General features: G+C 49.1%; 19 protein-coding genes and 1 tRNA gene. 14 read left to right on the top strand and 6 right to left on the bottom strand.

The annotated features are described in order from the left end of the window. The first annotated feature begins 58 nt into the window (after positions 1-58). From Q320_RS0106175 to Q320_RS0106200, 6 genes are all read left to right on the top strand, one after another. Positions 59-1,801 (top strand): tetratricopeptide repeat protein, encoded by a 1,743-nt coding sequence (locus tag Q320_RS0106175; RefSeq protein WP_027468282.1) that lies wholly within the window; start codon positions 59-61, stop codon positions 1,799-1,801. Beyond that, the gene (lolB, locus tag Q320_RS0106180; RefSeq protein ID WP_027468283.1) at positions 1,802-2,335 is read left to right on the top strand and encodes a lipoprotein insertase outer membrane protein LolB; all 534 of its coding nucleotides are present in this window, start codon (positions 1,802-1,804) and stop codon (positions 2,333-2,335) included. It abuts the gene before it with no gap. Then, entirely contained in the window at positions 2,332-3,192 is an 861-nt protein-coding gene (gene ispE, locus Q320_RS0106185) for a 4-(cytidine 5'-diphospho)-2-C-methyl-D-erythritol kinase (RefSeq protein WP_051534522.1), read from the top strand. Before lolB ends, ispE begins: the two co-directional genes overlap by 4 nt. 20 nt (positions 3,193-3,212) lie before the next feature. Next, a tRNA-Gln gene (locus tag Q320_RS0106190) sits at positions 3,213-3,289 on the top strand. A gap of 63 nt (positions 3,290-3,352) precedes the next feature. After that, the gene (locus tag Q320_RS0106195) at positions 3,353-4,303 is read left to right on the top strand and encodes a ribose-phosphate pyrophosphokinase (protein ID WP_027468285.1); all 951 of its coding nucleotides are present in this window, start codon (positions 3,353-3,355) and stop codon (positions 4,301-4,303) included. Positions 4,304-4,429: 126 nt separating this feature from the next. Continuing rightward, positions 4,430-5,008, top strand: a complete 579-nt coding sequence (locus Q320_RS0106200; protein ID WP_027468286.1) for a 50S ribosomal protein L25/general stress protein Ctc — start codon at positions 4,430-4,432, stop codon at positions 5,006-5,008. Positions 5,009-5,182: 174 nt separating this feature from the next. On the opposite strand, the gene Q320_RS20655 is transcribed toward Q320_RS0106200, so the two are convergent. Continuing rightward, on the bottom strand, positions 5,183-7,501 hold the full coding sequence (locus Q320_RS20655; protein WP_051534523.1) for an extracellular solute-binding protein: 2,319 nt from the start codon (positions 7,499-7,501) through the stop codon (positions 5,183-5,185). 373 nt (positions 7,502-7,874) lie between these two features. Between Q320_RS20655 and pth the strand changes: the two genes are divergently transcribed. Further along, positions 7,875-8,489 carry an aminoacyl-tRNA hydrolase gene (gene pth / locus Q320_RS0106215; RefSeq protein WP_027468287.1) on the top strand — a complete coding sequence of 205 codons (615 nt, stop codon included), beginning with the start codon at positions 7,875-7,877 and terminating at the stop codon, positions 8,487-8,489. Between the two features lie 61 nt (positions 8,490-8,550). Then, positions 8,551-9,627: a CobW family GTP-binding protein gene (locus Q320_RS0106220; protein ID WP_027468288.1), complete on the top strand. Its 1,077-nt coding sequence runs from the start codon at positions 8,551-8,553 to the stop codon at positions 9,625-9,627. Between the two features lie 55 nt (positions 9,628-9,682). On the opposite strand, the gene Q320_RS20660 is transcribed toward Q320_RS0106220, so the two are convergent. The 5 genes from Q320_RS20660 to Q320_RS0106245 all read right to left on the bottom strand — a co-directional run bounded on the left by Q320_RS20660 (position 9,683) and on the right by Q320_RS0106245 (position 14,786). After that, positions 9,683-10,243 (bottom strand): hypothetical protein, encoded by a 561-nt coding sequence (locus Q320_RS20660; protein WP_027468289.1) that lies wholly within the window; start codon positions 10,241-10,243, stop codon positions 9,683-9,685. A 99-nt stretch (positions 10,244-10,342) separates the two neighbouring features. After that, positions 10,343-10,822 carry a hypothetical protein gene (locus Q320_RS20665; protein WP_027468290.1) on the bottom strand — a complete coding sequence of 160 codons (480 nt, stop codon included), beginning with the start codon at positions 10,820-10,822 and terminating at the stop codon, positions 10,343-10,345. A 103-nt stretch (positions 10,823-10,925) separates the two neighbouring features. Next, on the bottom strand, positions 10,926-12,053 hold the full coding sequence (gene ccsB / locus Q320_RS0106235) for a c-type cytochrome biogenesis protein CcsB (protein ID WP_027468291.1): 1,128 nt from the start codon (positions 12,051-12,053) through the stop codon (positions 10,926-10,928). A 1-nt stretch (position 12,054) separates the two neighbouring features. Then, the gene (locus tag Q320_RS0106240; RefSeq protein WP_027468292.1) at positions 12,055-14,085 is read right to left on the bottom strand and encodes a cytochrome c biogenesis protein ResB; all 2,031 of its coding nucleotides are present in this window, start codon (positions 14,083-14,085) and stop codon (positions 12,055-12,057) included. 86 nt (positions 14,086-14,171) lie between these two features. Next, positions 14,172-14,786 (bottom strand): c-type cytochrome, encoded by a 615-nt coding sequence (locus Q320_RS0106245; protein WP_027468293.1) that lies wholly within the window; start codon positions 14,784-14,786, stop codon positions 14,172-14,174. A 108-nt stretch (positions 14,787-14,894) separates the two neighbouring features. On the opposite strand from Q320_RS0106245, the gene yihA reads away from it, so the two are divergent. The 6 genes from yihA to Q320_RS22105 form a co-directional block, all read left to right on the top strand. Beyond that, positions 14,895-15,533 (top strand): ribosome biogenesis GTP-binding protein YihA/YsxC, encoded by a 639-nt coding sequence (gene yihA, locus Q320_RS0106250; RefSeq protein WP_027468294.1) that lies wholly within the window; start codon positions 14,895-14,897, stop codon positions 15,531-15,533. A gap of 334 nt (positions 15,534-15,867) precedes the next feature. Continuing rightward, entirely contained in the window at positions 15,868-16,251 is a 384-nt protein-coding gene (gene pilG / locus Q320_RS0106255; protein ID WP_027468295.1) for a twitching motility response regulator PilG, read from the top strand. 24 nt (positions 16,252-16,275) lie between these two features. Continuing rightward, complete coding sequence (locus Q320_RS0106260; RefSeq protein WP_027468296.1) at positions 16,276-16,638, top strand: response regulator; 363 nt, start codon at positions 16,276-16,278, stop codon at positions 16,636-16,638. Between the two features lie 25 nt (positions 16,639-16,663). Then, positions 16,664-17,191 (top strand): chemotaxis protein CheW, encoded by a 528-nt coding sequence (locus Q320_RS0106265; protein WP_051534524.1) that lies wholly within the window; start codon positions 16,664-16,666, stop codon positions 17,189-17,191. Positions 17,192-17,299: 108 nt separating this feature from the next. Next, positions 17,300-19,483, top strand: coding sequence for a methyl-accepting chemotaxis protein (locus Q320_RS0106270; protein WP_245590975.1), 2,184 nt, complete (start codon positions 17,300-17,302; stop codon positions 19,481-19,483). A gap of 62 nt (positions 19,484-19,545) precedes the next feature. Next, positions 19,546-22,705 (top strand): FimL-related protein (locus tag Q320_RS22105; RefSeq protein ID WP_211251182.1); only part of this gene is annotated, 3,160 nt, incomplete at its 3' end.

A 22,705-nucleotide genomic window follows, 5' to 3' on the forward strand; every position in this document is an offset into this window, starting at 1 on the left:
TTGCACTAGTACTTTGTATCGTGTCTTAACCTTTCAAATCTTAATCTTGGAACCGTCTATGTCCTTGCGCATTTATTCTTTGATGGCCGTCTTTTTGGCGGGCTTGTCGGGGTGTGCCGCAGTTGCGCCAGTGAATCCTGCAGCGAGCGCGTCTGCACCGGTGGCCGAACCTGAGATTGAGAAGTTGGATGGTTATGATCCAGCGATGTTGCCTAAAATCGCACTCAGTGATGAACTGATGATGCGCTTTTTGGTCGGTGATATTGCTGCCCAGCGCGGTAATTCAGCTTTGGCGGCGCAAGCTTGGTTAGATGTCGCCAAGCGCACGCAAGACCCGCGCACTGCACAACGTGCAACCCAGCTGGCTTTATCGGCGGGGCAACTCGCGCTGGCACAGGAAGCTGCGCAACTGTGGGTGGCGGGCGCGCCGTATTCGATTCAGGCACGACAAATTTTGGTGAGTTTACTGATTCGTAGTAAACGCATGGATCAAGTCGAGCCGCATTTACGTGTGATGTTAAATGCCAAGCCAGCAGAAATGGCACCGTTTTTTATGCAAATGCATTTGCTGTGGGATAAAGACACTGACCGTGCTGCGGTGATTTTGGTCACTGAGGAATTAACCGAAACCTATCTCAAAATGCCCGAGGCGCACTTTGCGCGCGCTGTGGCGCAAAGTAATGCCAATCAAGATCAACTGGCCTTGCTAGAACTGGATGCGGCTTTAGCGCTGCGCCCATCGTGGGAGCCTGCGGTACTCTATAAAGCGCAGCTATTGGCCGGTAAAGATAACGCAGCAGTGACTAAACTTTTGCAGAATGCCGCCAAAGCGCATCCAAAATCGGCGGCGATTTCATTGGCGCAGGCGCGGAATTTGGCCGAAACCCAAAATTACACCTTGGCTCAACAACAATATGAAGCGGCTTTAGCGCAAGATCCACAGCAGCTTGAAGCGCTGGTTGGCGCGGGTTTGGTCGCGCTAGAATTACGGGATTTAGATAAGGCGCAAAGTTATCTTGAGCGCGCCGTGACGATGAGCCCAAAAACAGTCGCCCAATTGGGGATTTATTTGGGTCAAATTGCCGAGCAGCAGCACCGCGATCAAGATGCGATTCAATGGTATTTGCAAGTGAGTCCTGAGCAAAGCGCGCGAGTGAAAACCCGCTTGCCGCGTTTATACGCACGAACGGGTAATCAAAAGGCCGCTGATGCGGCATTGGCTGCTTTGCCCGTGGTGACGCCGGAGCAACAAATTGATAAAGCACAAATCGAAGCGCAAGTTTGGCGCGAGCGTAAAAACTTAGCGCAATCACGTGATGTGATGACCGCTGCGATTGCACAGCATCCTAATGAAGCCGAGCTGTATTACGATCGCTCGCTCTATTTGGACTTGTTGGGTGATATTGCCGGTGCGGAAGCTGATTTACGTCATTATTTGGAATTAAATTCCGATCATGTCCAAGGTTTAAATGCGCTGGGGTATATCATTGCAAACCGTACTGATCGCTACGCAGAGGCAGATACCTACCTTACGAAGGCCCTTGCAAAAGACCCCGATAATCCAGTGATTTTGGATAGTATGGGTTGGTTGCGCTTTAAACAGGGCAAGCTGAATGAAGCGTTGGCGTTGCTTAAACGTGCGTACACACAAATGCCGGATCCAGAAATCGCCGCGCATTATGCTGAAGTGTTGTGGAAGAAAGGCGATCAAGCGCAGGCCTTGGCGGTGATCGAAGCGGCGAGTCAGCTCGATGCTGAAGATGAGGCCTTGCTGGCGCTACGTAAGAAAATGGGTTTATAAGTGCGCAAACTGATCGTTTGTTGCGCGGCCTTGCTGTTGACGGCTTGCGCTCAGCAGCCGCTCAAACCGCCGACTGAAGGTTTTGCTGCGCAAGGCCGAGTGAATATTCGCAGTCAAAACGACGCCAATACCGCATCGTTTGATTGGTTGGCGACGCCGGATCGTGATGTTCTATCCTTGGCAACGCCGTTGGGTACGACTTTGGCTGAGCTAACAATTGCCTATCAATATGGTGAAATCGTGTCGGCGACACTCAAGCATGGGCAAACGACTGATGTGGCTGCTGATCCTGAATCTTTATTGCTGAAAATGTCGGGCTTAGCGCTGCCGGTATCAGGAATGCGCTGGTGGTTGCGCGGCCAGCCTGATCCGCAACTGCCATTTACGCGAACTGGCGAGGCGTTTACGCAAAGCGGCTGGCTGATTAGCGCCACTGATTTTCGCGCCGGCATGCTGCCGTATAAAATTGAGCTGACGCGGGACGACCTGCGCGTTCGCGTGATGATTAATGAATGGAGTAGCGCTGCACCATGAGTTTTACTGCTGTGCTCGACGAGCAAGGCTTTGCTGCATTTCCTGCACCCGCCAAATTAAACCTGTTTTTACATATCGTTGGCCGCCGTGCCGATGGCTATCATTTACTGCAATCGGTATTTCAGTTGGTCGATGCGCAGGATACGATTTATTTACGCGTGCGTGATGATGGGCAAGTCGTGCATCACAATCCAATGCCAGGCGTTCCGGCGGAAAGCGATTTAACGGTGCGCGCGGCGCGTTTATTGCAGCAAATGGCGCCGAACTTGGGTGTGGATATTCGCGTCGAGAAACGCTTGCCGATGGGCGGGGGGATGGGGGGCGGTAGTTCCGATGCCGCGACGGTGTTATTAGCGCTCAACCGACTGTGGAATACAAATTTATCACGTAGCGATTTAATGGCGTTGGGCTTGCAGCTTGGCGCGGATGTGCCGTTCTTTATTTTTGGTCGCAATGCCTTTGTCGAAGGCATCGGCGAAATCATGACTGAAATCGACACGCCAGCGCGGCATTTCATCGTTTTACACCCACAGGTGCATGTTTCTACACCAGAAATTTTCCAAGACCCTAACTTGACAAGAGACACTCCCTCTATTAAAGTTCGCGACCTTGAAGGCGCGGTAACGCGAAATGATTTAGAAGCTTGCGCCGTGCAGAAGTATCCTGAAATTGCGCGGCATTTGGATTTGCTAAATCAATTTGCACCAGCCAGAATGACCGGATCGGGTAGCTGTGTGTTTGCAGAAATTGCTTCACAATCCGCCGCAGATGCTGTATTATTCGGCCTTCTTGAAAGTATCAACGGATTTGTAGTTCAGGCTCTAGCTCGTCATCCGTTATACGAGTACGCTGATTAAGAGTCAGCAAATAATTCGCTAGGGGAGTCGCCAAGTTGGTTAAGGCACTGGATTTTGATTCCAGCATGCGAAGGTTCGAATCCTTCTTCCCCTGCCACCTATAAAAAGAAAGCGTGTAATTACATCAATTACACGCTTTTCGTTTTTTCAGGATTCGGAAATGGCTTACGACAGCCTCATGGTATTTACCGGCAACGCCAACCCGCGCCTTGCTGAACGTGTAGTGAATCATCTGGACATCTCATTAGGGCGCGCCACCGTTGGCCGTTTCTCTGATGGCGAAGTGACGGTTGAGCTACTGGAAAACGTGCGCGGTCGTGATGTCTTTGTTCTGCAATCGACCTGTGTGCCGACCAACGACAACATTATGGAAATGATGTTGATGGTCGATGCGCTCAAACGCGCTTCGGCGGGGCGGATTACGGCAGCGATTCCTTACTTTGGCTATGCGCGCCAAGATCGCCGTCCGCGTTCTGCGCGTGTGCCGATTTCGGCCAAAGTGATTGCCAATATGTTGCAAGTTGCGGGCGTTGATCGCGTGTTGACTGTCGATGTCCATGCTGACCAAATCCAGGGCTTCTTTGATATTCCGGTCGATAACATCTACTCGACACCAGTGTTGCTCTCAGATATTCGTGCGAAAAATTACGAAAATCTGATGATTGTTTCTCCTGACGTTGGCGGCGTATTGCGCGCTCGGGCGATGGCGAAACAGCTTGGCGTGGATATGGCGATTATCGACAAACGTCGTCCGAAAGCCAATGTGGCCGAAGTGATGCACATCATTGGTGATGTAAAAGACCGTGATTGCGTGATTATCGATGACATGATCGATACTGCCAATACACTGTGCAAAGCAGCTGAAGCTTTGAAGAAATTTGGCGCAAAACGCGTGATGGCGTATGCCACGCATGCAGTGTTTTCCGGTGCTGCAGTGGATCGTATTATGCAGTCTGAGTTGGATGAAGTCGTTGTGACTGACACCATTCCAGTGAGCGAGCTGGCTCAAGCCAGTGGTCGCGTGCGTGTGGTATCGATTGCGGGTCTATTGGCTGAAACCATGCGCCGCATTAATAACGAAGAATCGGTTTCAAGTTTATTTGTCGATTGATGACAATAGATTAAGGTAGGTTGGCTTTTAGCGTAATCCACCAATAAATTCAGAGGGATTTTCCCTCGAATCGTATGCTTCTCTGGTCGCGGGGGGCGTATGTATTTTCTAGTACTGGAGTACTTTATGACTTTCGAATTAAAAGCTACAAGCCGCGCAATTCAGGGCACTGGTGCGAGCCGCCGCCTGCGTAAAGCCGGTCACTTGCCAGGTATCGTTTACGGTGGCGCTGCTGCTGCTGTATCTGTGAACTTGGATCACAACAGCATGTACTACACGCTGCAAGACGAAAAATTCCACACTGCATTGATTCAATTGTCAGTTGATGGCGCAGCTGCGGAACAAGTTGTTGTACGTGCAGTTCAATACCATCCGTTCAAGCAACAAGTTTTGCACATTGACTTCCAACGTGTAAATGCTGAAACACTGATTGAATTGCGTGTTCCATTGCACTTCGTTGATGGCGATGCTTGCCTCGGCGTGAAAATGCAAGGCGGCGCAATCAGCAATGTATTGAAAGAAGTTATGGTTCGTTGCGTTGCTTCGAAACTGCCAGAATTCATTACTGTTGACCAATCTAAATTGGCCGTTGGTAACTTGTCAGTGCATTTGTCAGACATCGTAATGCCAGAAGGCGTTCAATTGGTATCGCTATTGCGCGGTGCAGATTTGGCGGTTTCTATGTTGAACGGCGCAAAAGGTTAATTTTTAACTTTTTGGCTTTCAATGAAAAAACCCACAGAGTTTCTGTGGGTTTTTTTACGTCTGCTAAAGCTTATTTTCGTGTGAATAGCGCAAAAGCTTTATGGCAAGGCGTCGAAGTCGCAGACAGTACGTGAAGTACGGCAAGACGAGACAACGTAGCAAGAAAGATTTTGCTTATTTTCTCGCTAATGCAGCGAGTTTGCTGGCGGTTGCACTGGCGCTCAGACTGCTGTTATTCCAGTATTCAAACACCACTTCAATCCACGCTTTCTTCAAATCATCTTGCACCGCCATATTGTGCGCCCAAGATGGCACTAGCGTATTTTTGCTTGATGCTTGCGCGAAGTCTTGCGCCGATGCTTTGCCGTAGGCATCAAGCTGGTTCAAATCGATATCGGTTCGAGCTGGAATACTACCTTTGTGCTTGTTGTAGGCAATTTGTACTTCTGGCGTCATCAGCAAGGTCGCAAAATCGGTTTGTGCTTGTTGGCGTGCTGGGTCGGTTTGTTTAAAGAAGGTCAAAGTATCAGCGGCAAAACTGTATTCGCCATTTTGCGTTGGCGAAGCCCAGAACAGGTAATCGCTATTGGCTTGTTTATTCGCCATATCAAACTCACCTTTCACCCAGTCGCCCATGAGTTGCATGGCTGCGCGGCCATTGATGATGTCGGCGGTGACTAAATTCCATTCACGCCCGACTGGGTCAGCTGAACAATAGGGTTTAAGGCGGCGGAATGTTTCTAGCGCTTTGATCGTTTGTGGGCCAGATAGCGCTGCCTGATCGAGTTTGCTAAAGGCGTTGAGATAATGGCTCGCACCGCAGACACCCAGCGTGACAGCTTCAAACAGCGTCGCCACTTGCCATTTCACTTCACTGTGCGCCAAGGGCGTAATGCCTGCGGCAACGAGGCGATCACACAGGTTGAAGAATTCATCCCATGTTGCAGGCGCGCGAGTTTGGCTGACACGGCGCATGATATTGGCATTCACCCACAAGACGTTGACACGAGCAACGCCGAGCGGCACGGCGACATAATGCCCTTCAGCGTGCATTTGATCGTCCAGCACTTTGGGTAGAATTTGATTCCATTGCTGAGCGTGCGCTAAGGAATCCAGATTGGCGAAAATATCGCGCCCTGTCCAGTTTTGGATTTTTACGCCACCAATCGCCACCGCAGTGGGTAATTTACCTGCTTCAACGGCTTTTTTGAGCATGCCGGGCACGTCTTTACCGCTGTGATTATCCGACCAATGATGGTTAATTTTATTTAGGCGCGCTTTGATATCGGCCACGGCGCGAAAGCCGCTGGCGGCAAACCAGCTATGCAGCACTTCAATATCGCCCAGCTGAAATTTACCCACTGCTTCCATCAAATCGCGAGCGCGGCCATCGAGCTGTTCGAGTGCGCGTTTGGCTTGCTGCAAAGCCGAATCGCTGGATTGGCTCATCGTATTAATTTGCTCAACTGAGCGTGCCATCGTGCTGCTGGCTGCGGTTTGTTCGCGCGTTGAATCGGCAATTTCTTTAACGACGCTCACAACAGTCGCCATCCGTTCGCCAATCGTGAGCATTTGTTGGCGTGCATCTTCGGCGCGTTCGGCACTACCGGCAATCCGCCCTGCGGTGCTATTCATTGAGGTGACCACATTTTGCGTTTCGCGATCCACAGTTTCAATGCGCTGCGTAATTTCGACGGTGGCATTGGCGCTACGCTCGGCGAGTTTGCGAACTTCATCAGCAACAACTGCAAAGCCACGGCCTTGTTCACCGGCGCGCGCAGCTTCAATCGCGGCATTGAGTGCCAATAAGTTAGTTTGCTGCGCTATGTCTTTAATGACGCTAACAATGGTGCCGATTTCTTGTGAATGTTTGCTCAACGTATCCATCGTGACGCCGAGCAATTGGAATGATTCAGTCATCTGCCCAACTTCATCGGCAACGCCTTGCACCGCCGTTGCGCTGATGCTGGATAAGTTCTGTGTTTCGCCGACGGTTTGATCGACATCGTTGGCATTGTCGGCAATATGCGTGATGCTGACGGTGATTTCTTCCACGGCCGCGGCAGTGGCTGCGGCGTAATCTGATTGTGTGTGACTGTCTTTGACTAGCTGCCCAGTCACTGAGCTGAGTTCACGCAGCCCCAATGAGAGCCCTTCCATATCACGCTGCACTTCGCGAAAAGTGCTTTGTAAATTTTGGCTGTATTGGTTAAACCCACGTGCAATGTCGCCGAATTCATCCTGTGTGTTGATTTCAATCCGCGTATTAAGGTCCCCTCCGCTGGCCGCAAGGGCTTGCATCGTGTTGCGGAGTTTTTGCAACGGAGCTAATTGTGATTGCACGGCAAAATAGAGTAGCGCTGCGGTGATTGGGATTCCAAGCAGGCAAGGCAGCCAGATTGAAGCGAAAAATTGGCTGGCGCTGAGGATAGCCACTAGGCAGATGATATTGATGGCAATGCAGAGGGATAATAAGCGCTGACTGAGCGACATGCCGATCTCCTAGACCCGCTCATGGAATTTGAGCGCGTTAAAGCTGTGTGAGTTGAGTAGAAAATATAGCCTCACTCAGTATCGTACATAACTAGGGATACGCTGTAATTATTCGTTTTTGGTTGAAAAATTGGGTTAAAAATGGCGTGAGTTTGGATGGTTTTGCATGCATTGCACAATCTGTGCGGATAAGTCTGTTTGGCGTGGATGAACGTGCGTGGTATTGCAATGCAGAAAGAGTGCGGTCACGGGTATCATAGCGATCTTATTTTGAGATAAATGTTTTATGGTAAATCGTCGAAGCGGCAGTCAGCCCCGATTCATACGGTAGGACGATGCAATAAAATGTTTGTGAACGACAGACGAGAGAACGATGGCAATTAAATTGATTGTGGGCTTGGGTAATCCCGGTGCCGAGTATGAAGCAACGCGGCATAACGCTGGATTTTGGCTAGTCGATCATTTGGCGCGCGATGGGCAAATTTTTCTGCGTCACGACAGTAAATTTCATGGGCTTTGCGGCAAGGTGAAAATCGCTGGGCAGGATGTGTGGCTTTTGCAGCCGCAAACGTTTATGAATCGCAGCGGCTTGTCGGTCGTAGCTTTGGCACAATTTTATAAAATTCTGCCGGATGAGATTTTGGTCGTGCACGATGAGCTGGATATTGCGCCGGGCTTAGTGAAGCTTAAGCAAGGCGGCGGTAATGGTGGGCACAATGGCTTGAAAGACATTCAAGCGCATTTATCGACGCCGAATTTTTGGCGTTTGCGGTTGGGAATTGGTCATCCGGGTAATAAAAATGAAGTCGCCAACTTCGTACTCAAACCGCCACGGCGTGAAGAGCAAGAGCTGATTGACGATGCCATTTTGAAATCGCTAGTCGTTATACCAAAAATTATCGCTGGCGAAACAGGCGCTGCGATGAGCTTATTGCATACCGATGATTCTAAAAAACGTGAGCATAAACCTGATCCGAATAAAGCATAGGGTATTGCCATCTAGATATTTATTAATATGACCTAGCGTTATATACCCATTGAGATGATGAATGAATAAAAAAGTAATCCCAGTCAATCTGATTACTGGCTTTTTAGGCGTAGGGAAAACTACCGCCTTGATGAATTTATTGGCAGATAAACCCGCCGATGAATACTGGGCGATTGTCGTCAATGAATTTGGTGAAGTGGGCATTGATGGTGCGACCTTGGCGTCTGCCGGTGATGGCTTGCAAGTGGCTGAAGTGCCCGGCGGTTGTATTTGCTGTACGACCAGCCCGATGTTGCGCGTTACGCTGGGGAAATTAGCAAGGGGTATACGCCCAGATCGCTTATTAATCGAGCCTTCTGGCTTGGGACACCCAGCAGGTATTGTCGATTTGCTGCGTGATCCGATGTTGGCGAGTGCGTTTGATGTGCGTGCTGTGGTGAGTTTGCTCGATCCGCGCCATTTAGAAGATCAGCGCTATACCTTGCATGAAACCTGGCGCGATCAGCTGCAATTGGCCGATGTGTTGGTGATTAATAAATGCGATATTGCCGATGAAGAGCAAATCGCTCGCGCAGAAGCAATGGGCGTGGCGCTATTTCCGCCCAAGCTCGCCGTGGTCCGCGCGATTAAAGGGCGCTTTGCGCCAGAACTTCTAGAACTGGAATTGCATCCCGAACGCTGGCCGACAATTGACTCTGCCGCGCTAGAAAACACGCATGCCCGTGCGCATGGCGCGTATTCGCCAACCGCGCAGCGCAGTCCGATGCTGCAAAGCGCAGCTGCCGCGCGGGAATCTGAACCCGTCGTGTGGCCGATTTGCAAAACGCAATCGAGCTTGGGCTCGCACAGCTGTGGCTGGATTTTCTCGCCAGAGACTTTGTTTAGCAGCAGCAAAGTGGCGGATTTATTTGCCGCGATGTCGCAAGCTGAAACCTTAGGCGTACAGGGGATTTCGCGCGGGAAGGGAATTTTCAATACCGAACGCGATTGGTATCGTTTTGATTGGGTCGATGGTATGACGAGTGCCGCGCCTGCTGCATATCGGCGCGATAGTCGTTTTGAGGTGATTGTTGAGGCTGAGCAAGCTCCTGATTGGCGCTTGCTGACTGAGGTTTTGTTGGCTACGCAGATTAAGTAATGGGGCAAAAGTTCTCACGCAAGCCAAAGCAAGGCTGCGCGGGAATTTTTGGTGTTTAACCCGCCATCGCCGATTTGATTTGAAATAGATAGGCGTCGACCATATCGCCATGGCCGGCGTCTTTCATCGCTTTTTGCCAGCGATCAATACAAAAGCTCAGATCTTCAGCACTCGACATCGCATCGAACACATCGGTCAGCATAAATTCTAATTTATTCGATAAGTAGGCTTGATCGGTCATCGCGATAATGCGGCGAATTTTTTGTCGTGCATTAGCGCTGGGCATAGGGCGAGTGCCATTGCTCGTCGCGGCAGCAACGGGTGCGGTAGCCGTGGCAATTGTCGGTGCCACGGAGATTGGAGCGGGCGCTGGCCGTGCTACGGGCGGGCGTAAGTCATCTGCGCCACTATCAATAATCAGCAGTAATTCCATCAATTGATTGAGTTGTTTTTCTAGCTCGGTCGCATCTGGCTGCAAGGCGAGTAAGTCATCAAAGCGTTTGTGCCCATCAATCATGATGAGAATTTGGCGTAGTCGAATCGGAAATCCGGCACTACGGGTTTGGACTTCACGAAGCCCAGCTTCAGTTTTGCTAAAAATGGTATTTTGATTCATGACCTGCCTTCTAAACATCTTTGATTCAGCGTACATAAAATAAGCGTTTGATAGTATCGGGCTTATTCCTTATGTAATGTAAAAATATGTTGCAGTGCACTAGGTTCTCATCGCAAAAAGCAACTTGATCTGCGCAGCTTGTTGCTCGGCATAGCGCATTTTTCCTTGGTTTAGTAGCTCTGTGTGCCAAGTCTCAATCACATCTTCTAGCTCTTGCGGTGTTTGTGCATGATCGAATTGCGCTTGTAAAATTGTTGTAAAACTACCACCTAAATACAGCATGTTGCCTTGCTGTAATATGCTACGAATCTCCGCCAGCGCTTCTGCGGCGGGGAGTGGCTGAAGATTGGAGAGTGTGGGGTTTAAGTTTGTATCCACGGCATGGATCAGCCCTGCGGCTTGGAGTTTTTCCAGACGAATGAGTAGATCAGCGAGCGGCATCAGCTGAGTCAGCGCTTCTACGCTCATTTGCCCATCAATTACAATTAAGAGTTGCCGCTCACGAAAACTGAGATTGGCACTGCGCGCCGTAATTTCTTTGAATCCTGCCGTAGTTTTTGCGAAATAGGTGGAGTCCATGATGTTCTCGCTTAGAGTTTCTTTATTCAAGACTCTGGCGCAGCATTGGCACAATAAAAAAGCCGCTCATTAAGATGAGCGGCTTTCTTTGGGGCTGCGACACTTACAGGCCGCCGTAGGAGTGTAGACCAGATAAAAACATATTCACGCCGATAAAGGCGAACGTTGTGACCAACAAGCCAATCACCGCCCACCACGCCAGAATATCGCCGCGCCAGCCTTTAATGAGGCGCACATGCAGCCAAGCGGCATAGTTAAGCCACACAATTAGAGCCCAAGTTTCTTTTGGATCCCAGCTCCAGTAACCGCCCCAAGCATCGGCGGCCCACATTGCACCGAGTACCGTCGCAATCGTGAAGAACAAAAAGCCAACTGCGATGGCCTTGTACATCACTTCGCCCAGTGTGTCGTAGCTGGGCAGTTTGTCTGTCAAAATGCCGCGTGCTGATAAAAGCTGTGCGATACCGAGCATAGAGGCAATCGCAAAACTACCATAACCGACAAAGTTAGCCGGTACGTGGATCTTCATCCACCACGATTGCAAGGCCGGAATCAGCGGCTGGATTTCATGCGCTTGCTTATCCAGCGAATACCAAAGAATAAAACCCACCGCAGCAGAAATGACTAGCAAGACAAAAGCGCCCATTTGCTTGGCGGCAAAGCGGCCTTCGTAATACAGATACATTAAAGCGGTGATCAGGCAGAATAAAATAAAGACTTCATACAGATTCGACACCGGAATATGCCCAACGTCTGTACCGATCAGATAGCTTTCATACCAGCGAACCAATTTGGAAATCATTGCGGCGCCCGCAGCTGCCCAAGTTAAGCCCGATGCAATGCTGAGCGCACTTGCTGATTTACGTAATAAACCGACCCAGTACATCAGCGTAGCGAGGAAAAATAGCACGCACATCCACATGACCGCCGATTGGCTGGCGAGCACGTATTTGAGCCAAAATGCGCTTTGCCCTCGGCTCAGATCGCCTGCATACAGATTGATCGCCAATAGCGAAATGGCTGCGCACACAGGAAAGAACACGCGCATCGCTGGCCAAAACCAACCGAACCAACATAAACCGGCGACGGTGCCGATCAGAATGCCTTGCTCGTAATAATCGAGGTAATTGTGATATTGCTGCCATGCAAACAGCGCAGAGCCGCAAATCACGATGGCAAAGAGCCAGTCGAGTAAATTAAAGCGGCGATTTTTCAAACTCAGCGTATTCATTTTAGCGCGGCTCTTCAGGGGTGATGGGCTGGGTGAGTGCAGCAATATGTGCGTCAAACTCACGGTCTAAATCAGCGGTTTTTCGGTTGCTGCTCATCGCAATTAAAGTTTTGTTCGGTGCGAGACGCACCCAGATTCGATTTTCACGAATATAAAACATGCAGAAAATTCCCATAATCAGCAACAAAGAGCCGAGATAGACAATATTTTTACCCGGCGAGCGCGTCAGTTGGAAACCGCTCGATTTTACTTCTGAGAAGCCATTAAGCACCAAAAGCTTGGGCGAACCATAGTCAAATAAGCTGCTGGTCGCGACCAAACTATCCATTAAAAAGCGATATTGGGTGTCGCTAACAGGAATCGGCGCTAAGCCCGCTTGAGTTTGCGCGACATCCATCACATCAATTGCGGCGCTTTGCAGCACTTTCAGATAAGTCTGCGCGACGGTTTGGCGCTGCTCTTTCGGGACTTTTTCATCCAGAAAACGCTCAATCGCCGGGAAGCCACCTTGGCTGAATTGACTCAGCACACCTTGGGTAATTTCAGCAAACTGCGCTTCGCCGCCTTTGGAAACGCCTCCTGCTTTGAGTGCTTTGGCTGCCGTATTTTTGGCGATTTCAGCATGCAATTTAGGATCAAGAATTGCGGCTCTAAAGCGCATATAAGTATCGAGCTGCATATCTTCATTAAGGGGTATTCGCGTGAAAGCAAAAGGTGTAGCTACTTCTCGGCGCATACCTGTTATGAAGTAACTTGCATCGCCTTCAACAAAGGGTTGCATATAGTTTTGATATTCAACCGCTTGGCCGGTGTTATCACGCACTTTGAATTGAATCATCGGCCCTAAATTGCGTAAATTGCGCTCGCTTTTTACTGATTGTGCCGACGCGAGTGCGGTTTGGAATTGATTGACTGCCACCGCCGAGGTGTCACCGGCTGGCTTGGCTATGGTTTCAATATTGAATGGACGTAAATCGCCAATTTCGAGGCGATAGCGCTCTGTGCTGGCTTGCAAATCGAGTTCACTTTGCGATTGTGCGGCTAATTTCGATTGCGTGTGAGTGTTGAGATCCCATTGAATAAAGTCTAAACCTGAGCCGCCATCGCCAAAGCTGGCTTGATAAATTGCCATGCCGTTAACGACTAGAGGATGGTTTACTTTCACCGTACCACTTTGCAACAAGGCGCCGGTTTTAATATCCAGCACATCTACATCGCTGGCGAAAAGCTTGGGCATTCCAGTCGAATAGTGCTCGATATGGAATTTTTTGAGTTTGAGTACGAAAGGCAGTTCTTGGACAAAATAACCATTACCCGAATTGAGGAACACGACGCTGGCCGAGCTGCCTTCGCTTAAATTGACATTGCCACGAAACGATAAATTATTTGAGCTTAAACGAGATTGCGCTGGAATTTGGCTTTGCGGAATATTGCGTGTTTCCGAGGTTTTGATATTCAGCATCTCCATAACTTTGAGTGGCAAATTGCCATCCATCAGGCCGCCAATACAGATCACCACAATCGCCGAGTGCGTGAATAAATAACCGAGACGCTGCCAACTACCTTTCTTGGCTGCGACTACGGTTGCATCGCCGTCAGTACGCAAGCGATAGCGATAGCCGTGTTCAGTCAGGTGCGTCAGAACTTGGCTTTGATCGAGTGGGGCGCTGGTTTCATGGTGATGCGACATGAGGCGTAGCGAGTTTTGACTGGCTTTTTCACGGTAGCCGCGAATTTCGCGAATGACGCCGGGAAAGTGACGCCAAATGCACAAACAGGTCGAAGCAACCAAAAAGGCGAGGATCAGCAAAAACCAAATGGCGTGATAGACGTCAAAAAGACCGAGTGGCTGAAAAATGCTAAACCAGAAATCACCAAACTCAACACGATAATTGACGTAAGGCTCATTTTGTTTGAGCACAGTGCCGATGATGGAGGCGATCGCAAGCAGCGTCAGTAAACTAATCGCAAAGCGCATCGACGATAATAAATCGTATACAGCGCGGCGAAATGGAACAGTGTGTGAGGTCATTTTAAAATCAAAAAAGGGGCGAATCGCCCCCTTTAGTACGCGAAAACCGGAATGAGTTCCGGTTGACACTTGGTGAATCGATTAGATTAGTGAATCGATTGGATAAATTCAGCGACAGCTTTAATTTCAGCGTCGGATAGTTTCGCAGCGATATCCATCATCGGTTGATTGTTAGTACGTTCGCCATCGCGGAAGGCTTTGAGTTGAGCAATCGTATAGGCACCGTGTTGGCCGCTCATTAGTGGGTATTGCGTCGGAATCCCTGCGCCAGCTGGGCCGTGACAGGCCATACAGGCGGGAACGCTCTTGGCTGCAATACCGCCGCGATAGATTTTCTTACCGGCTTCGATCAGGGCTTTGTCTGACGCGCCACGCTGTTTCGGCGTTTGCTGGCTAAAGAAAGCGGCTACATTGGCCATATCTGCATCGGTCAAAGGCGTTGCCATTCCGAGCATGATTGGGTTTTTACGTTTTTGACTCTTGAATTCTTGCAATTGCTTAACAATATATTCTGGGTGTTGTCCAGCTAAGCTCGGGTTTGCGCTTGCAGCGCTATTTCCATCAACGCCATGACAGGCCGCACAAACTTGCTCGGCGATGACTTTGCCTTTGCTTGGATCACCTTTAACACTGGCCGCAAAAACGGCGGGTGACATCATTAAAAGTGCTGCAATGCTCACTGCAACAGACGTGCTGCGCATAAATCCGCTCCCGTATTGGAGTACGTCGGTCTAAGGTGCCGACGATAATCGTTCAAATACTGGTATTCTATAGCAAGACTCCGATACAAACCACAATGGCACCCACAGATGTCCCTATTTCAAGGCTTGCAGTTCCTCACAACTGTTAATGATTTAAAAACTTTACCGCATGAAGGCGTTGAAGTGGCTTTTGCTGGCCGCTCGAACGCTGGGAAATCGAGCGCAATTAATACGCTCGCCAATATCACGCGTTTGGCCTACGTTTCCAAAACGCCGGGGCGCACTCAGCATATCAATTACTTTGACTTCGGCAACGAGCGCCGCTTGGTTGATTTACCCGGCTATGGTTATGCCGATGTGCCAGAGCGCATTCGTAAACACTGGCAAGGCTTATTGGCGCAATACTTATCCCACCGTGATAATTTAATTGGCCTTGTACTGATTATGGATAGCCGTCGCCCGTTGACCGAGTTGGATCGAAATATGTTGAGCTGGTTTCGTCCGACTGGAAAGCCGATTCATTGTATTTTGACTAAATCTGACAAGTTAAATAATCAAGAAAAAGTCCTCGCTCTGCGTACGGTTAAAGCTGAGTTTGCCGACGATGCAATGATTACTGTGCAGCTTTTTTCTAGCCTTAAAAAGCAAGGTGTGGATGAAGTTGAGCAGGTGGTGGGTGGCTGGTTTGCTGCGGCAAAAGAGCGGCAAATCGAGCTTGATCCGACAGGCGGCGATTCAATTTCTTGATGTTTTAGTCAGAAAAACTATCTTAATCACAGGTGCGCCCCTGCACCTCCCGCTTTTCCTCCCTGAGCGGGGCTTCGTCAATTCGAAGCGCATATATGACCCCGATCTGGCATGCTTTAGGTCGGGGTTTCTTTTTTTTGTCATTTTTGCGTGCAATTTGGCGGCAAATGCCAACACCTCTCGCGGTTCACCTTGTCGAACCCTTACCGCAGGCCTTATGATTTTCCACTACGTATAAACTGTTCATCAGTTCACCTGCCGTGGGTGTACTATTTGATTGCGCTGAGTTTGGTACGATATTTGTCGTTGTTGAAACAGTAATGGGGAATCGCCAATGTCTAGTCTTGCTGGTATTAAGGTTATGGTTATCGATGACAGCAATACCATTCGACGCAGCGCTGAAATATTTTTAGGGCAAGCTGGATGTACTGTGATTTTGGCTGAAGATGGTTTTGATGCTTTATCTAAAATAACCGACAATCATCCAGATGTGATTTTTGTTGATGTGATGATGCCTCGACTCGATGGTTATCAAACCTGCGCTTTAATTAAAAAAAATCCGCGTTTTAAATCTACTCCGGTGGTGATGTTGTCTTCAAAAGATGGTTTATTTGATCGAGCCCGAGGCCGTATGGTGGGCTCTGATGAATACTTAACCAAGCCGTTTACCAAAGACAGCCTATTGGCTGCCGTGGGCACTCACGCAAGTGCGACCTAATTCAAAATTAATGGACTTAAAATTATGACGATCAAAAAGATTCTGATTGTTGATGACTCTCCGACTGAGCGTCATTTTCTTGGTGAATTACTCACGAAAAATGGATTTCAAATTATTACTTTAGAGTCGGGCGAAGAAGCCGTTGCTCGCACTAAAGAAATCATGCCTGATTTGATTTTAATGGATGTCGTTATGCCCGGCATGAACGGCTTTCAAGCGACGCGCACCATTACACGGGATGAGCCAACGAAAAACATTCCGATTATTATGTGCACTTCTAAAAATCAAGAAACCGATATGGTTTGGGCAAAACGCCAAGGCGCAACAGAATACGTTGTGAAACCAGTTGATCCACAAGAATTGCTGAATAAAATCGCCGCGCTTTAAAAAGCGTAGCGATTGAGGGCGTACGATGGCAAAGCGAATAACCGAACGGGTGAGTTTGCGTGATTACCAGCAAGGTGTAATGCAGCGGCTGCAAAGTGCAACGACAGTGGCGCAGGTGGATGCTCGTTTGGGTTTGCAAATTGGCAATGATAATTGGCTGGTCGATTTGGCTGATGTCTCCGAAGTCATGCCCGTGCCTGTAGTGGCGAGCGTGCCATTGGCGCATTCGTGGTTTAAAGGGGTTGCCAATATTCGTGGTAACTTAGTGAGTGTGGTGGATTTGCCTGCGTTCTTTGGCCAGCAACATGTAGGTTTTACTTTGTTGGCGCGCTTAGTTTTGCTACAGCCACGTCATTTGCCGCATGCGTCTGTTTTGGTCAATAAAATGCTGGGTTTAAAGCATTTGGCCGATCTAGAGGTGATGCCGCTAGAAACGACGGAAGCTGCATGGGTTGGCGGCAAATATAAAGATGCCTCTGGCCAATTATGGCGCGTGTTAGATGTGGTGAAATTAGTGAATGAGCCTGCATTTTTGCAGACAGGTATCGCATAAGTTAGATAGGCAAAAATTTTCTTGCATCGTTGTAGAGCCTTGCCATAAAACTTTTGCACGAGCACTTAAAAAAATCAAAAGTCACTCAGGGGTGGCGCGGGAGGTAGCATGGCAGTGATGGATCGCATCAAGGGTTTGTTTTCAGGCAGTGACACCGCAGGAAAGTCGCGTCAAGGCGAAAATAAAAAAGCATTCGACCCATCTAGAACTACATGGATTCTAGATAAAATTCGTTTGCCAGAGGGCGATGACGCTCAGTCGCTCAAACCCATTCCATTAATTGGTCATTTACCTGCTCGCCAGCAAATGGCAATTTTCCTTGTGGCGATGGTGCTCGGGATTGTGCTGTTTGCGGTTACTGCATTTTTATCTTTCCGTTCAAGTAGTATTAATGCAGCTAATCAAGCGACCGCCACTGAAATGCAGATGTTGTCGCAGCGGATTGCGCGTGCATCGACACAAGCCATTCGCGGGAATGCAGATGCATTTAAGGTACTAGAAGAGTCTTATAACAAATTTAATGACAACTTGAATCGACTGATGGAAGGGCGTAGCGGCTTCAACTTATTTCAAGTGTCAGGTGGCGAGCAATTAGAGCAGATTGAGTCGGTCTGGAACACCTCGTTCCGTCCAAATCCAAGCCGCCCTACTGTGGATACAATTTTGAAGCAGAGAGCTTCGCTGATGTCCGTTGGTAGCAGCGTTGAAGGTATTAACAGTAATGATGCAAAATTGCTGGAACAAACTCAGCAATTTGCATCGCTACTCGCCGATAGTGGCGGTACTTTGCGTGAACTTGATTACGCCAATCAGTTGGCGATGTTATCGCAACGAACATCAAAAAATGCGAATGCGATGTTGGCAAGTGAATTAATTAATCCTGAAGTGGTTTTCTTGCTCGGTAAAGACGTTTCGACCTTTAACGAAATTGTTAAATCCTTTTTGGACGGCAATCCAGATTTACAAATTCGCCCAGTAACCACATCGGAAATGGCCAATAAACTTGAGCAGTTGCAAACACTGTTTAAAGATTTTGAAGTTGTAGTAAGTGCTTTTTCGAAAAATATGCAGCCTTTGGTCAATACGCGCTTGGCAAACCAAGCGATTGTTCGCGATTCGGATAAATTATTGGCCGATACCAAATCACTTGCAGACGTCTATAGCAATTCGGTCGGTGGCGTCATTGTTACTATCGTCGAGCTGATTTTTATTGCGATTGCATTGGGATCGTTGCTGTTGTTGGTACGCGTCTTTAATCAGGAATCGGTAAAACGTCGTTTGGCTTCAGAAGCTGAAAACCGTAAAAATCAGGATGCGATTTTGCGCTTGCTGAATGAAATGGGCGATTTGGCGGATGGTGACTTGACGATTCGTGCTTCGGTAACCGAAGACCTGACAGGAGCGATTGCCGATTCGATTAACTTTACGATTGAAGAGTTGCGGACACTCATTACCGGTATTAACCGCGCAACCGAAAAAGTGAATGCCTCATCGGCAGAAGCACAAGAAATTTCAACTGTATTGCTCTCTGCAGCAGAGCGCCAATCCAAAGAAATTGAAACCACCAACCGCAACGTTGCGCAAATTGTTAGTTCAATTCAAGGTGTTTCGAGCACTGCTGCCGAATCAGCTAACGTGGCGAAAACATCGCTAGCTGCTGCCGAATTGGGTGCTGATGCGGTAAATAACCAGATTAAAGGGATGGGCGAAATTCGTGAGCAGATTCAAGAAACTGCGAAACGAATTAAACGTCTGGGTGAATCGTCACAAGAGATTGGCGAGATTGTTGAGCTGATTTCTGACATTACTGAGCAGACCAACGTATTGGCATTGAATGCCGCGATTCAAGCTGCGGCTGCCGGTGAAGCTGGCCGAGGCTTCTCGGTGGTGGCTGAAGAGGTTCAGCGCCTTGCTGAGCGTTCAGGCGAAGCGACGAAACAGATCGGTGCGATTGTGAAAACGATTCAGGCCGATACACATGATGCGGTTGCGGCGATGGAATTATCGACGCAAGGTGTGGTTGAGGGGGCAAAACTTTCTGATGCGGCGGGTAGCGCACTGTCTGAGATTGGTAAAGTTTCTCGTGAATTGGCGCGCTTGATTGGCTCTATTGCACATGAAACCGAAGATCAAACCCAATTGGCAAGCCAGGTGAGTATCACGATGCGCGACATTTTGTCGATTACTGAGCAAACCACCGCTGGTACTCAACAGTCCGCAGCTGCGGTAGGCCAGTTAACCGGCCTTGCAGCTGAATTGAAAGCCTCGGTTTCTGGTTTCAAACTATCCTAATTTGTTCTAATTAATCTCCAGACCGGCCTCTAGTAGGCTGGTCTTCTTCATGGAGCCCCGCCATGAGTATGCATACCGAATTTGATAAGGGCTCTTTGTTGTGGGTCAAGGCTGAAATTGATAGCACCTTGGCGCGCGCCAGTGATGCACTTTCGCAATACTCCGCCAACAAAGACACCGCAGTACTAAAACACGCCAAAACTCATTTGCATCAAGCGTATGGCGCGCTTGATTTGGTTGAACTGACCGGTTTGGCTCGTTTTTGTGAAGAAGTTGAGCAGGTGCTATTGGCTTTAGAAAATGGCGAGCATGATGTGATTGGCTTGCCCCTTGCTCTGCGTGCGATTCAAGAAATTGGGCAATATTTAGACCGACTCACTGTCGGCATGCCTAATATTCCTTTGTCTTTACTGCCGACGTTTCGTGAATTGGCGCAGTTGCGCGGTGGCAATGACTCAGGCTCTGAACTCTATTTCCCTCAATTGCTTTTAAGTATGCCGAGCGGTTTGCCACAGAAAGTGGCTGATAGCGCGGAAATGGCACAAGTCATTAAACAGCAGCGTATTCGTTATGAAAGTGGTTTACTGCGCTGGTTAAAAGGGCAAAAAGAAGTTGCACCCGTCATGGCGGCGAGTTTGGCCGAGTTAGCCAAGCATCAAACCAGTGCTTTACCACGCAGTTTTTGGTGGACTGCGGCCGCTTTAGTGGATGGCTTAGCCACTAATCGTGCGGAGTTTGATTTAGATCCGCAGCAGGTTTTACTGCGTTTGAATTTGCAAATTCGTCGTTTGGCCGATGGCTCAAGCAAAGTGGCCGAACGTTTATTTCGCGATATTTTGTATTTATTGCCTCAGCTCGATTGCGACAGCCCTTTGGCGTGTCGTTTGGCGAAAGAGTTTGATCTAAATGATTTATTCCCTAATGCGCAAACGGTAATGTCTGCCGAGGCTATGGCCTCGGAGCAAGTGGCGCGTGGATTGCGTGATGAGCTGTCTTTAGCTAAAGACGCATGGTCACGCGTCGCGGCTGGGCATTTAGAAAAAGCCAATACAGTCCGCAATCTTTTGCAGCAATTGGCGCAAAAGTCATCGCCGTTGCAGATTGAAGGTTTAGATGCTTTGTGGGCGGGCTTATTGCCTGCGGTTACACAAGGATCGGCAAGTCAGGATCTGGCGCTGGAAGTCGCGACCGGTTTATTGTTAGCCGACAATGCGCTCGCCATTTACCCAAGCCATGCCGATGATTTCGCTGAGCAAGTTAGCGCATTGCTGCGTCGATTAAATGACCCAAGCGCGGTGAATGAATTGCCGCATTTGGATGAAATCAGCCGTGAAGCTCAAGATCGCTTATTACTGACGCAGCTCGCTCTAGAAATGCGCAGTAATTTATTGGCCATCGAAGAAATTCTGGATGCATTTTTCCGTAATCCAGATGAGCGCGCTGCGCTGGTTGAGATTGAGCCCATGCTGCGCCAGGTGCAAGGTGCGCTCATGATGCTGGATCGTCAGACTGCGGTTGATTTAAGCCACGAATGTCTGCAGCGCATCACACAGCACGCCGCCGCAGAGTCGATTCCAGAACGTCAGGAATTAGAAGATCTTGCTGAAGCCTTGTCAGCTTTAGGTTTTTACGTGAATGATCTGGCACAAGAGCGCGATGATGAAGCGGCTTTATTGCCTTTATTGCAACGCCTAACCGGCCGTGAAGCGGCTGTAATTGCTGTTGATGAATTGGTCTCGCTAGAAGCTGAGCCGGAAATTGCGGGTGCGGCGGTGGCTGCCGAAGCTGAATCGGTCGCAGAGCCCGTTGCGGAGGCGCGAGCATTGCCAATCTCTGAAGCGGCGATGGATGCTGAACTGCTTGAGGTGTATCTCGAAGAAGCGGTTGAGGTGTTGGCGACGATTGAGAGCCAGCAAGTTCTATTACATAGCAATCCACAAGATCGTGAAGCCTTTACAACGATGCGCCGTAGTTTCCATACGCTCAAAGGCAGCGGACGGATGGTGGGTCTCTATCAACTAGGCGAAGTGGCTTGGTCGATTGAGCAGCTATTAAATAAATGGCTGCAATTGGATAAACCTGCGTCGGAACGTTTGTTGGCCTTACTGGACTTTACGCATATTGCGTTTGTTGGCTGGGTTGATCAGTTGCAAAAAACGGGCCAAGTGGAAGTAGAAGCCAGTGCGATTGAAGCCGAAGCGTTGGCGCTGCGGAGTGAGGTCGAACTTGCTGATGATGAGGAAGAAGATCACATTGTCAGCGAACCTGTGCTTGCCGTTGAGATCGCCGAATCGGATGAAATCAGAATTGGTAATGTATTGGTTTCTGCCACGCTGTTTACTATTTTCTGTGAAGAAGCGCGTAAATATTTAGCGGCTTTGTCGCACGGCGTTGAGGTACTGGCAGAATCCGGCGAAGTGGATGCTAATTTTGTTCTGGCTGCACATACCCTAGGGGGGATCACCTCTACAGCAGGCTTCCGACCTCAGGGTGAGCTTGCATACTCCCTAGAGCACGCGCTGCAGAACTTATCGCAAGTTGGTCGCGAGCAAGTCCCTTTATTTGCCGAAGCGGTGCAGACCTTGCATGCCATGATGGCGGATATTTTTGCTGAGCAAGCGCCGTCAATGGCAAGTGATTTGATTGCTCGCTTGGACGCATTGCAATCTACTGGCGATGAAGTGCTGTTGTTGGAAGAGCCAGTAGCTGAAAGCGAGCTTCTGGCCGAAAGTCTAGCGACAACGGAGTTGGAAGTTGAGCCTGAAGTGGCGCTGGATGCCTTGCTTGATGATTTACTCGTCGAGGAAACGCCAGAAGTTCAAGCGCAAGAAAGCGCTGATTTAATGGCACTGGATCTACCTTCGCTGGATTTGGTCGAGCCTGCATTGGAAAGTGTGGCGCTTGAGCTGGCACCGGAATTGATCACCGCTCCAGAAGAGACCATCGCGCCATTTGCAGAACCATTGCTTGAAGCTGGCGATTCTGATTTGCTTTCTCTGGATTTAGCCGTATCTGAAAGTGTGGCAGCGGATGAAGCCGAATATATCGCAGTTCCAGAAGATTACATTGCACCATTGGCTGAGCTAACTGAATCGACTGATTCTGATTTGCCATTGCTTGATTTAATTCTGGCAGAAGACCCTACACTAGAAGCCGAAGCCGAAGCCGAAGCCGAAGCCGAAGCCGAAGCCGAAGCCGAAGCCGAAGCCGAAGCCGAAGCCG

Source organism: Deefgea rivuli DSM 18356 (assembly GCF_000620145.1).
GTDB lineage: Bacteria > Pseudomonadota > Gammaproteobacteria > Burkholderiales > Chitinibacteraceae > Deefgea > Deefgea rivuli.

Excerpts from the sequence above, each read along its gene's own strand:
- Q320_RS0106265 (WP_051534524.1), top strand. The coding sequence starts at position 16,664 with ATGGCAAAGCGAATAACCGAACGGGTGAGTTTGCGTGATTACCAGCAA.
- pilG (WP_027468295.1), top strand. The coding sequence starts at position 15,868 with ATGTCTAGTCTTGCTGGTATTAAGGTTATGGTTATCGATGACAGCAAT.
- Q320_RS0106270 (WP_245590975.1), top strand. The coding sequence starts at position 17,300 with ATGGCAGTGATGGATCGCATCAAGGGTTTGTTTTCAGGCAGTGACACC.
- Q320_RS0106245 (WP_027468293.1), bottom strand. The coding sequence starts at position 14,786 with ATGCGCAGCACGTCTGTTGCAGTGAGCATTGCAGCACTTTTAATGATG.
- Q320_RS20660 (WP_027468289.1), bottom strand. The coding sequence starts at position 10,243 with ATGAATCAAAATACCATTTTTAGCAAAACTGAAGCTGGGCTTCGTGAA.
- Q320_RS0106200 (WP_027468286.1), top strand. The coding sequence starts at position 4,430 with ATGACTTTCGAATTAAAAGCTACAAGCCGCGCAATTCAGGGCACTGGT.
- pth (WP_027468287.1), top strand. The coding sequence starts at position 7,875 with ATGGCAATTAAATTGATTGTGGGCTTGGGTAATCCCGGTGCCGAGTAT.
- Q320_RS0106220 (WP_027468288.1), top strand. The coding sequence starts at position 8,551 with ATGAATAAAAAAGTAATCCCAGTCAATCTGATTACTGGCTTTTTAGGC.
- Q320_RS0106175 (WP_027468282.1), top strand. The coding sequence starts at position 59 with ATGTCCTTGCGCATTTATTCTTTGATGGCCGTCTTTTTGGCGGGCTTG.
- ccsB (WP_027468291.1), bottom strand. The coding sequence starts at position 12,053 with ATGAATACGCTGAGTTTGAAAAATCGCCGCTTTAATTTACTCGACTGG.
- Q320_RS20665 (WP_027468290.1), bottom strand. The coding sequence starts at position 10,822 with ATGGACTCCACCTATTTCGCAAAAACTACGGCAGGATTCAAAGAAATT.
- Q320_RS20655 (WP_051534523.1), bottom strand. The coding sequence starts at position 7,501 with ATGTCGCTCAGTCAGCGCTTATTATCCCTCTGCATTGCCATCAATATC.
- yihA (WP_027468294.1), top strand. The coding sequence starts at position 14,895 with ATGTCCCTATTTCAAGGCTTGCAGTTCCTCACAACTGTTAATGATTTA.
- ispE (WP_051534522.1), top strand. The coding sequence starts at position 2,332 with ATGAGTTTTACTGCTGTGCTCGACGAGCAAGGCTTTGCTGCATTTCCT.
- Q320_RS0106195 (WP_027468285.1), top strand. The coding sequence starts at position 3,353 with ATGGCTTACGACAGCCTCATGGTATTTACCGGCAACGCCAACCCGCGC.
- Q320_RS0106240 (WP_027468292.1), bottom strand. The coding sequence starts at position 14,085 with ATGACCTCACACACTGTTCCATTTCGCCGCGCTGTATACGATTTATTA.
- Q320_RS0106260 (WP_027468296.1), top strand. The coding sequence starts at position 16,276 with ATGACGATCAAAAAGATTCTGATTGTTGATGACTCTCCGACTGAGCGT.